The 15,668-nt window shown below is 61.8% G+C and carries 10 protein-coding genes and 1 pseudogene; 4 read left to right on the top strand and 7 right to left on the bottom strand.

The window, feature by feature from the left end:
* The first annotated feature begins 41 nt into the window (after positions 1-41).
* The 3 genes and pseudogenes from K3752_RS12820 (at position 42) to K3752_RS12810 (ending at position 2,370) form a co-directional block, all read left to right on the top strand.
* On the top strand, positions 42-443 hold the full coding sequence (locus tag K3752_RS12820; RefSeq protein WP_409233602.1) for a hypothetical protein: 402 nt from the start codon (positions 42-44) through the stop codon (positions 441-443).
* A 3-nt stretch (positions 444-446) separates the two neighbouring features.
* Positions 447-1,679 (top strand): annotated as a pseudogene (locus tag K3752_RS12815) (HlyD family secretion protein).
* Between the two features lie 70 nt (positions 1,680-1,749).
* Positions 1,750-2,370, top strand: coding sequence for a CDP-alcohol phosphatidyltransferase family protein (locus K3752_RS12810; RefSeq protein ID WP_170435388.1), 621 nt, complete (start codon positions 1,750-1,752; stop codon positions 2,368-2,370).
* Positions 2,371-2,423: 53 nt separating this feature from the next.
* On the opposite strand, the gene K3752_RS12805 is transcribed toward K3752_RS12810, so the two are convergent.
* The 7 genes from K3752_RS12805 to xdhA form a co-directional block, all read right to left on the bottom strand.
* Entirely contained in the window at positions 2,424-3,497 is a 1,074-nt protein-coding gene (locus tag K3752_RS12805; RefSeq protein ID WP_170337473.1) for a BMP family ABC transporter substrate-binding protein, read from the bottom strand.
* 32 nt (positions 3,498-3,529) lie between these two features.
* On the bottom strand, positions 3,530-4,450 hold the full coding sequence (locus tag K3752_RS12800; RefSeq protein ID WP_260063432.1) for an ABC transporter permease: 921 nt from the start codon (positions 4,448-4,450) through the stop codon (positions 3,530-3,532).
* A 2-nt stretch (positions 4,451-4,452) separates the two neighbouring features.
* Positions 4,453-5,535 carry an ABC transporter permease gene (locus K3752_RS12795; RefSeq protein ID WP_170337792.1) on the bottom strand — a complete coding sequence of 361 codons (1,083 nt, stop codon included), beginning with the start codon at positions 5,533-5,535 and terminating at the stop codon, positions 4,453-4,455.
* Between the two features lie 62 nt (positions 5,536-5,597).
* Entirely contained in the window at positions 5,598-7,115 is a 1,518-nt protein-coding gene (locus K3752_RS12790; protein WP_260063431.1) for an ABC transporter ATP-binding protein, read from the bottom strand.
* Positions 7,112-8,047, bottom strand: coding sequence for a xanthine dehydrogenase accessory protein XdhC (gene xdhC, locus K3752_RS12785; RefSeq protein ID WP_260063430.1), 936 nt, complete (start codon positions 8,045-8,047; stop codon positions 7,112-7,114). Before xdhC ends, K3752_RS12790 begins: the two co-directional genes overlap by 4 nt.
* Positions 8,047-10,449, bottom strand: coding sequence for a xanthine dehydrogenase molybdopterin binding subunit (xdhB, locus tag K3752_RS12780; RefSeq protein WP_260063429.1), 2,403 nt, complete (start codon positions 10,447-10,449; stop codon positions 8,047-8,049). Before xdhB ends, xdhC begins: the two co-directional genes overlap by 1 nt.
* Positions 10,446-11,807, bottom strand: coding sequence for a xanthine dehydrogenase small subunit (xdhA, locus tag K3752_RS12775; RefSeq protein ID WP_260063428.1), 1,362 nt, complete (start codon positions 11,805-11,807; stop codon positions 10,446-10,448). Before xdhA ends, xdhB begins: the two co-directional genes overlap by 4 nt.
* A 345-nt stretch (positions 11,808-12,152) precedes the next feature.
* On the opposite strand from xdhA, the gene dnaE reads away from it, so the two are divergent.
* Positions 12,153-15,653 (top strand): DNA polymerase III subunit alpha, encoded by a 3,501-nt coding sequence (dnaE, locus tag K3752_RS12770; protein WP_260063427.1) that lies wholly within the window; start codon positions 12,153-12,155, stop codon positions 15,651-15,653.
* Positions 15,654-15,668: the final 15 nt, after the last annotated feature.

Raw genomic sequence — 15,668 nt, 5'->3', positions numbered from 1 at the left:
ACCCTTCCAAACATTCACAACCAAAAACGCAGGAGGGCAGGGTGACCACCGCAGACCTACACCCAATGGCCACAGGGCACATTCCGTCATATGTGACCCAGGCGGATGGCAGCGATTTTCTCTTCAATTTCATGGTGATCTTCACAGTTGGTCTGATCCTGCTGATCGGTGTCGCGTATTTTACGTTGCATTCGATCCCCGAGAAGATGGCCCATGAGAACAACCACCCGCAGTTTCAGTTGGTTGGCATCCTGGCGTTGTTGGCCCTGTTTACGCACAATGGGTTATTCTGGGTTGCCGCCATCCTGGTTGCAGGTTTTCAGTTTCCTGACTTTGCTGCGCCCCTGCGCGCGATTGCAGATGCAATTCGGTCGCTGGCACCCGGGGCGTCTCCTCCGCCCGCCGAGCCGGACCCTGAGCCCACCGCTCCGCAGGAGCACTGACGCATGATCGAAACATTTCTGTGCGCACTGGTTACCGTTCTGCCCGACTTTCTGTTCCGACGCTTCGTTCAGGGAAAACGGATTGGTCACGAAATCACGCTGTTCACTATGTGGTACGAACTTCGCTGGGGGCTCACCGCCTGCGCAATCCTTGCGCTGACGGTGATTACCACGCTGTTCTACTTCCATCCGGCAAGCAAAACGGCGGCGTCCTATTTCCGGACCGTGACGATTCTTCCGCAACTGGGTGGGCGCGTGTCCGAGGTCTATGTCACCAACAACCAAATGGTCACCGCGGGCCAGCCGATCTTCCGTATCGAGGATTTCACCCAGCGCGCGCAGGTCGAAGCCGCACATGCCCAGATTGCTCAGATACAGGCCTCGCTGAAGGTTGCTCAGACGGATCTGGCCTAGGCCGAAGCCGGTATTGCAGGCGCGCAGGCGGCGCTGGCGCAGGCGCTTGAGGATTTGGAGCGCAACACCACCCTGCGCGATCAGGGATCCAGCGCAGTCCGCCTGACCGAGATCGAGCGACTGGAGAACCTTGTCGCCGAGCGCGAGGCCAAGGTTCTGGCCGCGCAATCCCAAAAGGCGGCCGTTGTTCAGGAGATCGAAGAACTGATCCCTGCCCAGTTGTCCAGCGCCGAAGCGCAGCTGGATGCCGCTCTGGCCGAATTGGACAAGACGACAATCAGCGCCGGTGTGACGGGCCGTGTCGAACAGTTCGGGCTACGGGTCGGCGATTTTGTCAGCCCGCTGATGCGCCCGGCGGGGATTCTGGTTCCGACGGATTCCGGCCGCGACCGGTTTCAGGCGGCTTTCAACCAGATGTCTGCGCAGGTGATCAAACCGGGAATGATCGGAGAACTTGGCTGTATGACGCGGCCATTTACGGTGATTCCGGTCGTTGTGGTTCAGGTGCAGGATGTGATCCCTTCGGGGCAGATCCGGCCCACCGACGAATTGCGCGACGTTCAACAGAACACAACCCCCGGATCAATCCTCGTGTACCTCGAGCCACTTTATGAAGGGCTGGCCGACAAGGTCCCCCCGGGCAGCAACTGTCTTGCCAATGTCTACACCGACAATCACGACAGGCTTGAACACGAAGATCTGGGGTTTTGGGAAAGGGCATTCCTGCATGTCGTGGACACGATCGGTGTGGTTCATGCGGCAGGTTTGCGATTGCGTCTGATCCTGATGCCGGTGAACACGCTGGTTCTAAGCGGTCACTGATGGCGGGAACGTGAGTGCTCTCGCGCTATTGTGTCTGGAAATGGCGCCTGTCCCCGGTTAACTGGCGCACATGTTTGATGCGCAAATCCGCCCGATCATCGACCCGGCCCTGAACGCTCAGGGCCGTTTTCTCGCGCGGTTGGGCTTTACGGCGAACCAGGTGACGCTGATTGGGCTGGCACTTGGTTTGGTCGCAGCGGGCCTGATCGTGGCCGGCGCGACGTACTGGGCGTTGGTGCCTTTACTGCTGTCGCGCCTCGCGGATGGCCTGGACGGTGCCGTTGCGCGTGCCCGGGGTGGCACCGATTTCGGTGGTTATCTGGATATCACCTGCGACTTTCTGTTCTACGGCGCGATCCCGTTCGCATTTATTCTGGCTGACTCGGCTTCCAATGGCGTGGCCGGTGCTTTCCTTTTGCTGTCCTTCTATTTCAACGGCACCAGTTTTCTGGGCTTTTCGCTGCTGGCCGATCGGCACGGTTTGAAGACCGACGCCAGAGGGCAGAAGGCCCTGTATTTTTCCGGTGGTTTGCTGGAGGGGGCCGAAACGATCGGTTTCCTTGTTCTTTTGTGTCTGGTGCCAGATGCGTTTGCCGCTTTGGCGTGGATATTCGGCAGCTTGTGTTTCCTGACCGCCACATCCCGGATCGTGTTGGCAGCGCGCAGTTTCGGCAACCGTTCCGGGAACTGAAAAAGCCCGCCGTTTCCGGCGGGCTTTGGGTTTGTTGACAGTACATGTCCCACTTATTGCGGGATGTCGCCTTCCAGCCCTTCGACATAGAAGTTCATGCCGGCCAGAGTGCCATCATCGGCCACTTCACCCTCGGCCAGCCAGGCGCTGCCGTCTTGCTTGTTCAGCGGCCCGGTGAACGGGTGATAGCTGCCATCTGCAATCGCGGCTTTCAGGGCCAGCGCCTCTTCCTTGACGTCGGCCGGAACGGCGTCGGAAATCTCGCCAATTTCAACCATGCCTTCCTTGATGCCGTCCCAGGTGTTCACCGACTCCCAGGTGCCGTCCATCACGGCCTGGGTGCGCGCGATGTAGTAGGGCGCCCAGTTGTCGATGATCGAGCTGACGCGCGGCATCGGAGCATATTCGCTCATGTCCGAGGCCTGGCCGAAAGTGATCACGTTGCCGGCTTCTTGTGCGGCCGCCTGCGGTGCGGTCGAGTCCGTGTGCTGCAGGATCACGTCGGCGCCCTGTTCGATCAGAACCTTCGCCGCATCGGCCTCTTTCGCCGGATCGAACCAAGTGTAGGCCCAGACGATCTTGAACTCGACATCCGGGTTCACCTTCTTGGCGTGGATGAAGGCCGAGTTGATGCCGCGGATCACTTCGGGGATCGGGTACGAACCGATGTAGCCGATGATGTTCGACTTGGTCATCTTGCCGGCGATATGACCTTGGACAGCGCGACCCTCATAGAAACGGGCCGAGTAGACCGACACGTTGTCGGCGGTCTTGTAACCCGTGGCGTGTTCGAATTTCACGTCCGGGAATTTCTTGGCCACGTTGATGGTCGGGTCCATGTAGCCGAACGAGGTGGTGAAGATCAGGTCCGCACCTTCCAGCGCCATCTGGGTCATGACGCGCTCGGCATCCGGGCCTTCGGGCACCGATTCCACGTACACGGTTTCGACCTTGTCGCCAAAGTGCTTCTCGACGGCCTGACGGCCCTTGTCGTGTTCATAGGTCCAGCCGCCGTCGCCCACCGGGCCGACATAGACGAAACCGACCTTTGTCTTGTCCTCGGCCACGGCGCCCGTGGCAAGGCCAAGTGCCATGGCGGCGCTTGCCAGAAGTGAAGTGAATTTCATTTAGTTACTCCCCAAGTTGGTACAGTTGGCCCCTAGTGCGAGGCGTGGAAGGTCCGGCCCAGTGAGGCAGGTGCGCTGCTCTTGTCGGCCGAAAGGATCACAAGCACAAGGATCGTGATGATGTAGGGCGACATTGCCAGATACTCGACAGGTATGGCAACGCCCGCTGCCTGCAGATTAAGCTGCAAGACCGTGATTCCGCCAAACAAATAGGCACCCAGCAAGGCACGCCACGGTTTCCAGCTGGCAAACACCACCAGAGCCAGAGCGATCCAGCCGACTCCGGCGGTCATGCCTTCGGTCCATTGAGGGACCCGGATCAGGCTGATATATGCACCGCCAAGCCCCGCACAGGCCCCGCCGAACAGGATCGCCATAATGCGGATCTTGATGACCTTGTAGCCGAGAGCATGCGCTGCATCATGGTTCTCACCCACCGCACGAAGGATAAGCCCGACGCGGGTGTATTTCAGAGTGGCCCATACCGCTGCCGTCAACGCGATCCCGAGATAGAGGATCGGATCATGTTGGAACAGGATCGGACCGATAACCGGAATATCGCTGAGCAGCGGGATATGGATGTCCCCCATGCTGGGCGGTTTGATGCCCACATAGCTTTGGCCCAGAAGGGCACTGAAGCCCAAGCCAAACAGCGTCAGCGCAAGACCGCTGGCCACCTGGTTCGCCAGCGCGAACTGGGTCAGCAGAACGAACAGCAGCGACAACAGCGCACCGCCAACGGCCGCCGCGACAAAACCCAACCATGGCGAGCCTGTCTCGACCGAGATCGCAAATCCGCTGATTGCGCCCACGATCATCATGCCTTCGACGCCGAGGTTCAGAACACCGGCCTTTTCGACGACAAGCTCTCCGATTGCCGCAAGCAGAAGCGGGGTTGCGGCAACCATCAATGAGGCCAGCAAAAGAACAGGATTAATTTCTCCAAGGTCCATGGTCACGCCACCTCGCTACGGGCCGCACGGATGCGGTAGTTGGTCAAAAGATCGAAGGCCAGCAGGAAGAACAGAAGCATTCCCTGGAACACCTGGATGGCCGCAGCGGGCAGCCCCAGCTGGGATTGTGCGATTTCGCCACCGATATAGGTCAGCGCCATCAGGCCGCCGGCCAGCAGGATGCCCACCGGGTGCAGGCGGCCCAGAAACGCCACGATGATCGCGGTAAAGCCGTAGCCCACGTTGAAGTCGATGCTGACCACGCCGGACGGGCCCGAGACCTCGAACATACCGGCAAGACCGGCCAGCGCGCCCGACAGCCCCAGGCAAAACAGGATCAGCCGCGGGGGATTTACGCCGGCAAATCGTGCCGCGCGCGGAGCTTCGCCCGTGAGGCGGATGTGAAACCCCAGCATGTGCCGGTTCAGCAGCACATAGGCAAAGATCACCGCGATAAAGGCCGCGACGACGCCCCAGTGCATGCCTGTTCCGGCAAACAGTTCGGCATTGTGGGCACTTTCATAGGATTGCAGGTTGCGCGAGCCGGGAAACCCGAACCCCTCAGGGTTTTTCAGCAGACCCAGCGACATCGAGGCCAGAAATTGCTCGGCCACGTAAACCAACATCAGGGAAACGAGAATCTCGTTGGTTCCAAACCGAACCTTGAGCAGGGCCGGGATCATCGCCCAGATCCAGCCGCCGAACGCGCCGGCGATCACCATGATGGGAAAGACGTACCACGCATCCAGAGGGTAGAAGGCGAGGCCGGCCGCGGCGCCGAAGATAGCGCCCATGATGTACTGGCCCTCGGCGCCGATATTCCAGATACCGGCGCGGAAACCCAGCGACAGACCAATGGCGATCAGAACCAACGGTGCGCCTTTCACCAGCAGTTGCGGTCGGTAGTAGAATGAGAACTCGCCGAACAGGGGTTCCCAGAAGATGGTTCCGATGGCTTCGACCGGGTTCTTGCCCAGAATTGCAAACAGCAACCCGCCGAAAACCATGGTCGCCAGCACTGCGACCAGAGGGGTGGCATAAGACCACGCCTTGGACGGCTGTGGCCGTTTCTCCAACACTATCATTTGCTCATCCCCCCAAAGTCTTCGTCTTTTTTGGATTATTGCGCCAGAGGCGGCACCGTAGGTTACACATGGGCCACCTCCATCCCATGCGCGCCGCCCATCATCAGACCGATCTCTTCGACGGTCAGGCCAGTTGTGGGTCGCGGAGCGCTGAGGCGCCCTTCGTTCAAGGCGGCGAAACTGTCGGAAATCTCCATCAGTTCATCCAGATCCTGGCTGATGCAGACCACCGCCGTTCCCTTGGCCGCAAGGTCCAGAATGGCCTGACGGATTGCAGCGGCTGCGGCGGCGTCGACGCCCCAGGTCGGCTGGTTCACGACCAGAACTTCGGGGTTTTGCAGGACTTCTCGGCCGATTACGAATTTCTGCAGGTTGCCACCCGACAGCGACCGCGCGGCGTTTTCCGGCCCCGGGGTCCGCACGTCGAATGCCTGAATGATCTTCTCCGCAAAAACGCGGGTGTCGGCCCATTTCAAAAAACCGTTCTTCTCCAGGGACTCGCGCACCGAGCCGGTCAGCAGAGCGTTTTCCGTCAGGCTCATGTCCGGCGCTGCGGCATGTCCCAACCGCTCTTCTGGGGCCGTCAGTACACCCAGTCTGCGCCGGGCCGTCGGACCCAGTTTGCCGATCGGCTGGCCGTTGAAGCGGATCGCATCCGCGTCCGTCAGGATTTCACCGGACAAAACGCCCAGCAGTTCGTCCTGACCGTTGCCGGCCACGCCGCCGATGCCAAGGACTTCGCCCTTACGGACGGTCAGGTGCACGTTCTTCAGCGCGGTCCCGAATTCGGAAGGGGACGGAACCGAAAGCCCGGAAACATCCAGCGCGACGGGTCCGAACTCGCGCTCGGCCCGTTCAGGAGTCTGAAGGGCTGAGCCCACCATCATTTCGGCCATGTCGCGGGCGGATGTTTCGCTGGGTGTGCATTCACCCACGTTCTTGCCCAGCCGCAGAATGGTGGCGTGGTCGCACAGCGTGCGGATTTCCTCCAGCTTGTGCGAGATGTACAGGATCGAGGTTCCCTCCGACCGCAGCTTTTTCAGTGTTTCGAACAGGATATCTACCTCCTGCGGGGTCAGGACCGAGGTCGGTTCGTCCATGATCAGCAGCTTAGGCTCCTGCAGCAGGCAGCGGATGATCTCAACTCGCTGGCGTTCACCGGCGGACAGGTCACCAACCCGACGATACGGATCCAGCGGCAGGCCATAGGTCTCCGAGACCTCGCGAATGCGCGATGCCAGATCACCCATCGGTGGCGGGCTTTCCATGCCCAGGGCGATGTTTTCGGCCACGTTCAGCGCGTCAAACAGCGAAAAATGTTGGAACACCATGGCGATGCCGTCGGCACGGGCCGCGCGCGGCTCGGCCGGCGCATAGGGTTGGCCGCGCAACAGCATCGTGCCGCTGTCCGGCTTGACCAGCCCGTAGATCATCTTCACCAGCGTGGATTTTCCTGCACCGTTTTCGCCCAGCAGGGCGTGAACTTCGCCCTCACCGATGTCAAAGGACACGTGGTCGTTGGCCACGACGCCGGGATAGGCCTTTGTCAGCCCCTGCAAGCTCAGTAGTGGAGTGGTCACGCGCTCTGGTCCTTCTTCAAGTCGTTCTGTCGGGCGGGGCGCAGGATTTGCGCTGCCACACCAACTGCGATCATCTGCGGGTGCTTGCCCAACGATGGGTCACCGATCGGGCAGGTGATCCGGGCGATCTGAGCCGGTGAGTGACCCAGCGCAGCCAGGCGCGAACGGAATCGCGCCCATTTCGTAGCCGAGCCGATCAGCCCGGCAAAGTGAAAACCGTGCGTCAATAGCCGGTTGCACAGTTCCAGATCCAGATTGTGTGAATAAGTCAGCACCAAGTGCTCGGCTTGGACCGGTGCGTGGCGCACGAGGTCGGCCGGGTTCGCTGCCGGAACCACGGTTACACCTGCTGGGATGTCAGCTGGAAACCGGTCGGCGGCGGTGTCTACCCAAGTGATGGCAAGATCGGGGAGAGGCGACAGCACATCCACAAGCGCCCGTCCGACATGACCGGCCCCCCAGATCCACAATTGGCGGGTCGGTGTGTGCACCGGCTCGATCATCCAGCCGTCAAGCAATTGCGGGTCAGGCGCGATACCCTGTGCGCGTGCGGTTGCCAGCAGCCGCTTGACCGACAATGGCATGTCACCACCGGCAGTCGGGCGTGCGATGACGGTATCGTCCAGGGCATCGATGGATTTCAGGTCATAGACCTCGCTCAGCAGTGTTACGGCACCGCCACAGCATTGCCCGAGGTCGGGACCCAGCGCATGGCGGGACAGGCAGGTTGGGCTTTGCTGGACCCGGGCGGCCTCAGTCGCCTGATACTCCAGCGTGCCGCCCCCGATCGTGCCGGATTGCCCGCCCTTCCAGACCAGCATCGCGGCGCCGACCTCGCGCGGGGACGAGCCTCGGATTGCGGCAATGACCACGCGGGTCACCTTGCCATGCGTCTTGACCGCCTCCCTCAAAGTCTCCCGGTCAAATCCCATCAGGTACCTCCACGCATGCGTTGAATGGCGGTCCAGACCTCTTCGGCGGTGGCCGGGGCATTGATCGCAGGATACCCGTCGCCGCAGGCCGCAACCGCGTTCGACAACGCCAGCCAGGCCGAGATGCCCAGCATGAAAGGCGGCTCGCCCACTGCTTTTGAGCGATAGATGGTGTCTTCGCGGTTCTGACCATCCCAAAGCGCAACGTTGAACACACCCGGTCGGTCCGAACAGGCGGGGATCTTGTAGGTCGATGGCGCATGGGTGCGCAGCCGGCCTTTGTCGTCCCAGACCAGTTCCTCGGTCGTCAGCCAGCCCGCACCTTGCACATAGCCGCCCTCGACCTGCCCGATATCCAGCGCAGGGTTCAGCGAAGCACCCGCATCATGCAGGATATCCGTCCGAAGGATGCGGTTCTCGCCGGTCAGAGTGTCCACGGCGACTTCGGTCACCGAAGCTCCATAGGCGAAATAGAAGAACGGGCGCCCGCGTCCGGCGATCCGGTCCCACTCGATCTTGGGGGTCTTGTAGAACCCGGTTGCCGACAGGCTGACACGCCCCTGATAGGCCAGCGCCGCGGCTTCGGCAAAGCTGTAGCTTTCCTCGCCCACACTGACCCGGCCATCGGCAAAGACGACCGCCGATGGATCGGTCTGATGCCGCTCGGCTAGATAGGCGGCCATCCGGTCGCGGATCGTGTCGCAGGCGGCCTTGACCGCCATCCCGTTCAGATCGCTGCCGGACGAGGCCGCCGTGGCCGAGGTGTTGGGCACTTTGGCGGTATCGGTCGCGGTGATCTTCACCATCTCCAGCGGAATGCCGAACCGCGCGGCCGCCACCTGCGCCACTTTCTGGAACAGGCCCTGACCCATCTCGGTGCCGCCATGGTTCAGGTGGACCGAGCCGTCCTGATAGACATGCACCAGCGCCCCGGCCTGATTCAGGTGGGTGAGAGTGAAGGAAATCCCGAACTTGACCGGTGAAAAGGCGATGCCCTTCTTGATCACGCGGTTTTCGGCATTCCACTTCTCGACCGCCGCCTTGCGGGTTGCGTAATCGCAGGACTCCAGCAAGGCTTCGGTCATGGGATGCAGCTCGAAATCGGTGACTTCCATGCCATAGGGGGTGGTGTTCCCACCCGCGGGCACTGGCCGCACCACCGAGCGGCCGGTTTCGACGGCGCCGCGGCTGGTCAGATCCTCATGCGGATCCGGGTGGCCCAGCGGCTTGTCCCGCACCGGTTCTTCAACGCCTGCATGCGCCGGTTCATAGTAGTTCCGCCGCCGCAGTTCGACCGGGTCCAGACCCAGCACATGCGCGGCGTGATCCATCACCCGCTCGATGCCGACCATGCCCTGCGGCCCACCAAAGCCGCGATAGGCGGTTGCGGACTGTGTGTTGGTCTTCAGCCTATGGCTCTCGATCCGCGCGTTGGGCAGAAGGTAGGCGTTGTCGGAATGCAGCATCGCGCGGTCGGCGACCGGCAGCGACAGGTCCTGCGCCCAACCGCAGATGGCGTAGTGCAGGAAGGAAACACCCTGAATGTGGCCGTTTTCGTCAAAGCCGGCCTTGTAGCTGATGCGGAAGGCGTGGCGCTTGCCGGTGATGGTCATGTCATCATCCCGGTCATAGCGCATCTTGCAGGCTCGACCGGTTGCCCGTGCCGCAACTGCGCAGGCCACGGCCAGGGCGTTGCCTTGGCTTTCCTTGCCACCGAACCCGCCGCCCATCCGCCGGGTTTCGACCCGCACCGCGTGCATGGGAACGCCCAAAGCGTCAGCCACCTTGTGTTGAATCTCGGTCGGGTGCTGGGTCGAGGAATGCACCAGCATGTCGCTGCCTTCATTCGGCACCGCCAACGCGGCCTGACCTTCCAGATAGAAATGCTCCTGCCCGCCGATCTCGAACGTGCCTTCGATCACATGCGACGCCTGCGCGATGGCGGCTTCCGCATCACCCTTGGCATAGATGCGGGGGCCGTCCTCGAACCGGCTGTCTGCGGCCAGAGCCTCTTCGATCGTCAGGATCGGCGTTTCCTCGGCATAGTCGATCTTGCCCAGCCGTGCCGCCTTGCGCGCCGCCAGATGGCTGGTGGCGACAACCAGAAACACGGGCTGGCCCACGTAATTCACGGTGCCGTCGGACAGCAATGGTTCGTCATGGATCGAGGGCGAGACGTCATTGGCAAAGGGCAGGTCCTCAGCGGTTATCACCATCACGACCCCCGGGGCCGCGCGGACGTCCGACAGGTCCATCGCCGTGATCCGGCCCTTGGCGATCGGGCTCAGGCCGAACGCCAGATGCAAAGTGCCCTTGGGCGTCGGAATGTCGTCAACATAGCGGGCGGTTCCCGACACATGCAGGGGTGCGGCGTCATGGGGCAGGGGCTTGGTCACGCTCATGCCGACACCTTCAGAACGTTGATCAACTCGCCCTGATCTTCGGCGAAATACCGCTCCAACATCGCCCTGGCCGTCTCCAGCCGGTATTCGGCCGAGGCGCGCATGTCGGTCAGCGGCGTGAAATCCCTGTCAAACGCCGGCAGCGCGGCCTGAACGGTCTCGTGCGTCCAAGGCTTGCCGACCAAGGCGGCCTCGACCGCCGCGGCCCGCTTCGGAATGCCCGCCATGCCGCCGAACGCAATCCGCGCCTGCGTCACGACGCCATCTGACACGAAGATATTGAAACAGCCGCACACGGCCGAGATATCCTGATCGAAGCGCTTGCTCAGCTTGTAGCATTTCAGCCGGTCCGCCTGACGCGCAAAGCTGACCGCCTCGACGAACTCGCCGGGCGCGCGGTCCTGCTTGCCGTAATCGACAAAGAAATCCTCCAGCGGGATCGACCGCCGCGCGTCCCCCTTGCGCAGATGCAGCGTCGCCCCCAGCGCGATCAGGGTGGGCGGGTTGTCCCCGATGGGCGAGCCGTTGGCGATGTTGCCGCCCACCGTGGCCGCATGGCGCACCTGCACGCTGGCGTATCGCCGGATCATCTCGGCATAGGACGGATGCAGATCGGCCATCGCCGCGCCCATGCGGTTCATGTCCACCATCGCGCCGATGTGCACCTCGTCTTCGGTGATCGAGATCTCCTTCAGATCGTCGCAGCCGCCCAGAAAGATCACCGGGTCCAGGTTCCGCAGCTGCTTGGTGACCCAAAGGCCGACATCGGTGGCACCCGCAATCAAAGTTGCACCGGGATGGGCGGCAAAGACCTTGGCCAGTTCGTCGGATGACTTCGGCAGAAGGGGTGAGGACGGCTTGGCTGCAACCGGCTTGTCCTTGACCCAGACCGGCACCGGCTGGTCTTCGACGGCCTGTGCCGCGCGGATGATCGGCGCGTAGCCCGTGCAGCGGCAGAGGTTGCCGGCCAGTTGCGTGTCATGATCCGTCGCGCCGTTGGCGTGGCTGGCCACCATCGACATCACGAAACCGGGCGTGCAGAATCCGCATTGCGAGCCATGAAGGTCCACCATCGCCTGCTGCACGGGATGGGGCTCGCCGTCGGGCCCGCTCGCCCCCTCGACCGTGCGCACTGCCTTGCCGTGCAGTTGAGGCAGAAAAAGAATGCAGGAATTCAGCGCCTTGGCACCGGCCTCATCCGTCACCATGACGGTGCAGGCCCCGCAATCGCCCTCGTTGCAGCCTTCCTTCGTGCCGGTCAGACCGCGATCCTCGCGCAGCCAATCCAGCAATGTGGCCGTCGGATCGACATCCGCCAGCTCCACTGTCTCTCCGTTCAGAAGAAACGTGATATTCATTCTTGAAACCCGTCGCCTTACCCGGTTGCGCCCATGGGTGCTCCTGTCTCGATGCGACGTAGAGATAGAAGCGGGCTTGTAGCTTGCCTGAAGATGTTAGAAACAGCCTGTGCGCGCTGGCAAGAAAAACTGCCTGCCGAATGTACCATTCCTGATCCCATGCCTTGATATGCACCACGTCATTATTATCTAGGCATCTGAATTGAAAGAGATTTTGGTGTTACTCCGGCGGCGTCGGCTGAAGCACCTTCTGGAATCTCCGAATAATGAGCGGCTATTATTTCAGCAATCGGCCCTAACTGTTCCGGCTTTTTCCCGGGTCGCGAGTGCGATAGCCTGCCTCGTATGAGCAGTACTCCTCGATTCATCCACCTCCGAGTTCACACCGAATACTCCCTTCTTGAGGGGGCGGTGCGCCTGAAGAAACTGCCAACGCTGTGCGAGCAGATGGACATGCCCGCAGTTGCGGTGACAGACACCAACAACATGTTCGCGGCGCTGGAATTCTCGGTCACCGCAAGCGGTGCGGGTGTGCAGCCGATCATGGGCTGCCAGGTTGATCTGGCGTATGTTCAAGCGCAGCCGGGGGAAAAACCCAAGCCCCCCGCGCCGATTGTACTGCTGGCACAGTCTGAGACGGGGTACGAGCATCTGATGAAGCTCAGCTCGTGCCTGTATGTGGACAAGGGCGGGCAGTTGCCGCAGGTCACGCTTGAGGAGTTGGCTGCGTATTCCGATGGGCTGATCTGCTTGACCGGCGGACCGGATGGGCCCGTGGGCCGCCTGTTGCAGCAGGGCCAGCGTCCGGCGGCCGAGTTGTTGGTCGATCGGTTGGCCGCGATGTTCCCCAATCGCCTTTATATCGAACTGCAACGTCATCCCGGAGAGGATGGCCAGCCCGAGGCCGAGCGCCTGACCGAGCGCGGCCATGTGGAAATGGCCTATGCCAAGAACCTGCCTCTGGTGGCCACGAATGACGTCTATTTCCCGACCTCGGATATGTACGAGGCGCATGATGCGCTGATTTGCATTGCCGAAGGTGCCTATGTCGACCAGCAGGAAGGTCGCCGCCGCCTGACCGCGCAGCATTACTTCAAGTCGCCGCAGGAAATGGCCACGCTGTTTGCCGACCTGCCCGAGGCGATCGAAAACACGGTCGAGATTGCCAAACGTTGCGCCTTCATGGCCTACAAGCGGGATCCGATCCTGCCGAAATTCGCCGATGACGAGGTCGAGGAGCTACGCCGCCAGGCCAATGAGGGTCTGCAGGCCCGACTGGCGGTGATCCCGCACGCTGTCCCACCCGAGGAATACCAGAAACGTCTGGATTTCGAATTGGACATCATCGAGGGCATGGGGTTCCCCGGTTACTTCCTGATCGTTGCGGATTTCATCAAATGGGCCAAGGATCATGACATCCCCGTCGGTCCGGGCCGGGGCTCGGGCGCGGGCTCGCTGGTGGCCTATGCGCTGACCATCACCGACCTCGACCCGCTGCGCTACAGCCTGCTGTTCGAACGCTTCCTGAACCCCGAACGGGTCTCGATGCCCGACTTCGATATCGACTTCTGCATGGACCGCCGCGAAGAGGTGATCCGGTATGTTCAGCAGAAATACGGCCGCGACAAGGTTGGCCAGATCATCACCTTCGGCGCGCTCTTGTCCAAGGCCGCGGTGCGCGACATCGGGCGGGTGCTGCAGATGCCTTACGGCCAGGTGGATCGCCTGTCCAAGATGATCCCGGTCGAAGGCGTCAAGCCGGTGTCGATCGAGAAGGCCCTGAAAGACGAACCGCGTCTGCGCGAAGAAGCCCGCAACGAAGAGGTGGTCGACCGCCTTCTGACTTATGGCCAGCAGGTCGAGGGGCTGCTGCGCAACGCTTCGACCCACGCCGCTGGCGTGGTGATCGGCGACCGGCCGCTGGACGAACTGGTGCCGCTCTATCAGGACCCCCGCTCGGACATGCCTGCCACCCAGTTCAATATGAAGTGGGTCGAACAGGCCGGCCTGGTGAAATTCGACTTTCTGGGCCTCAAGACTCTGACGGTCATCCAGAACGCCATGGACCTGATCTTCAAGTCCGGACGGCCATTGCACGTGGCGGCCGACGGTCGGCAGCTTTATGAGCCGGCCGAGGGGGCCGAGAACCAGATCAACGCCATCCCGCTGGATGACCCGGCCACCTACAAGCTCTATTCCGCGGCCAAGACCGTGGCGGTGTTCCAGGTTGAAAGCTCGGGCATGATGGATGCGCTCAAGCGCATGAAACCCACCTGCATCGAGGACATCGTGGCGCTGGTCGCGCTCTACCGTCCCGGCCCGATGGAGAACATCCCGACCTATTGCGAGGTCAAGAATGGCCAGCGCAAGATCACCTCGGTCCACCCGCTGATCGACCACATTCTGGAAGAAACGCAAGGCATCATCGTCTACCAGGAGCAGGTGATGCAGATCGCGCAGGTCATGGCGGGCTACAGCCTCGGCGGCGCCGACCTGCTGCGCCGCGCGATGGGTAAAAAAATCAAAGAGGCGATGGACGCCGAGCGCCCGAAATTCGAGGCCGGGGCAGCCGCGAACGGGGTAGATGCCAAGAAGGCGTCCGAGGTGTTCGACCTGCTGGAGAAATTCGCCAACTACGGCTTCAACAAATCTCACGCGGCGGCCTACGCGGTGGTCAGCTATCAGACCGGCTGGCTGAAGGCGAACCACCCGGTCGAATTCATGGCCGGTGTCATGAACTGCGATATCCATCTGACCGACAAGCTGGCGATCTATTTCGAAGAGGTCCGCAAGGGTTTGGAACTGCCCTACGTGCCGCCTTGCATAAACCGGTCGCAGGCAACGTTTGATGTGGTGGATGGCAAGCTGGTCTATGCGCTGGGCGCGCTCAAGAACGTGGGCGTCGAGGCGATGAACCTCGTGGTGCAGGGCAGGGGCGACAAGCCGTTCGTCAACCTCTTTGACTTTGCCCGCCGGGTCGATCTGAAGAAGGTCGGAAAACGGCCGCTGGAGATGCTGGCGCGCGCGGGCGCCTTTGACGAGCTGGACAAGAACCGCCGCCGGGTCTTCGAAAGCCTCGAACAGCTGGTGCAGTATTCGGCGGCGATCCACGAACAGAAGAACTCGAACCAGGTCTCGCTGTTCGGCGAGGCGGGCGACGACCTGCCCGAACCGCGCCTGTCGAAATCGCCCGACTGGCTACCCGCCGAACGGCTGAGCGAAGAGTTCAAGGCGATCGGCTTCTACCTCTCCGGGCACCCGCTGGACGACTATATGCCCGCGCTGAAACGCAAGCAGGTGATGACGCTGGACGAGGTTACCGAAAAGGCACGCTCGGGTCCGTTGATCGCCAAGATGGCCGGTGTGGTCGCCGGGCGACAGGAGCGGAAATCGGCCAAGGGCAACCGGTTCGCCTTTGCCCAGCTGTCCGACCCGACCGGGGCGTACGAGGTGACGCTGTTCTCGGAAACCCTAGAGAAATCACGCGAATACCTGGAAACCGGCGCGCAGGTCGTGCTGACGGCCGAAGCCACGATGGAGGCTGACCAGCTGAAGCTGCTGGCGCGCTCGGTCGGGCCGGCGGATTCAGTCGTGGCCGAGGCCGGCGCGACCGGGCTTCGTATCTTTTTGGACCAATCACAGGCGCTGTCGACGGTCGCCAGCGTTCTCGCGAATGCTGCGGGGGCGGCCAAAAACGCCTCGAAAGGGCCGATCCATTTGTGTCTGCTGGATCCAGGCTTGCCGGGAGAGGTCGAGATGGACCTGGGGCAGGAGTTCCCGATCAATCCCCAGATCAAGGGTGCCATCAAATCACTGGATGGGGTCTTGTCCGTCGAAGAGGTCTAGGGTGGCGGTCCCGCC

The sequence above is a fragment of the Ruegeria sp. B32 genome (genome assembly GCF_025141855.1).
In the GTDB taxonomy this organism is placed as follows: domain Bacteria; phylum Pseudomonadota; class Alphaproteobacteria; order Rhodobacterales; family Rhodobacteraceae; genus Ruegeria; species Ruegeria arenilitoris.
The sequence above is the reverse complement of the archived record's forward strand: the minus strand, read 5'-3'. Positions and strand labels throughout refer to the sequence as shown.

What these genes read in the sequence shown, in the direction of transcription:
- xdhB (WP_260063429.1), bottom strand. Translation starts at nt 10,449, where the DNA reads ATGAGCGTGACCAAGCCCCTGCCCCATGACGCCGCACCCCTGCATGTG.
- K3752_RS12810 (WP_170435388.1), top strand. Translation starts at nt 1,750, where the DNA reads ATGTTTGATGCGCAAATCCGCCCGATCATCGACCCGGCCCTGAACGCT.
- K3752_RS12795 (WP_170337792.1), bottom strand. Translation starts at nt 5,535, where the DNA reads ATGATAGTGTTGGAGAAACGGCCACAGCCGTCCAAGGCGTGGTCTTAT.
- K3752_RS12800 (WP_260063432.1), bottom strand. Translation starts at nt 4,450, where the DNA reads ATGGACCTTGGAGAAATTAATCCTGTTCTTTTGCTGGCCTCATTGATG.
- K3752_RS12805 (WP_170337473.1), bottom strand. Translation starts at nt 3,497, where the DNA reads ATGAAATTCACTTCACTTCTGGCAAGCGCCGCCATGGCACTTGGCCTT.
- xdhA (WP_260063428.1), bottom strand. Translation starts at nt 11,807, where the DNA reads ATGAATATCACGTTTCTTCTGAACGGAGAGACAGTGGAGCTGGCGGAT.
- xdhC (WP_260063430.1), bottom strand. Translation starts at nt 8,047, where the DNA reads ATGGGATTTGACCGGGAGACTTTGAGGGAGGCGGTCAAGACGCATGGC.
- dnaE (WP_260063427.1), top strand. Translation starts at nt 12,153, where the DNA reads ATGAGCAGTACTCCTCGATTCATCCACCTCCGAGTTCACACCGAATAC.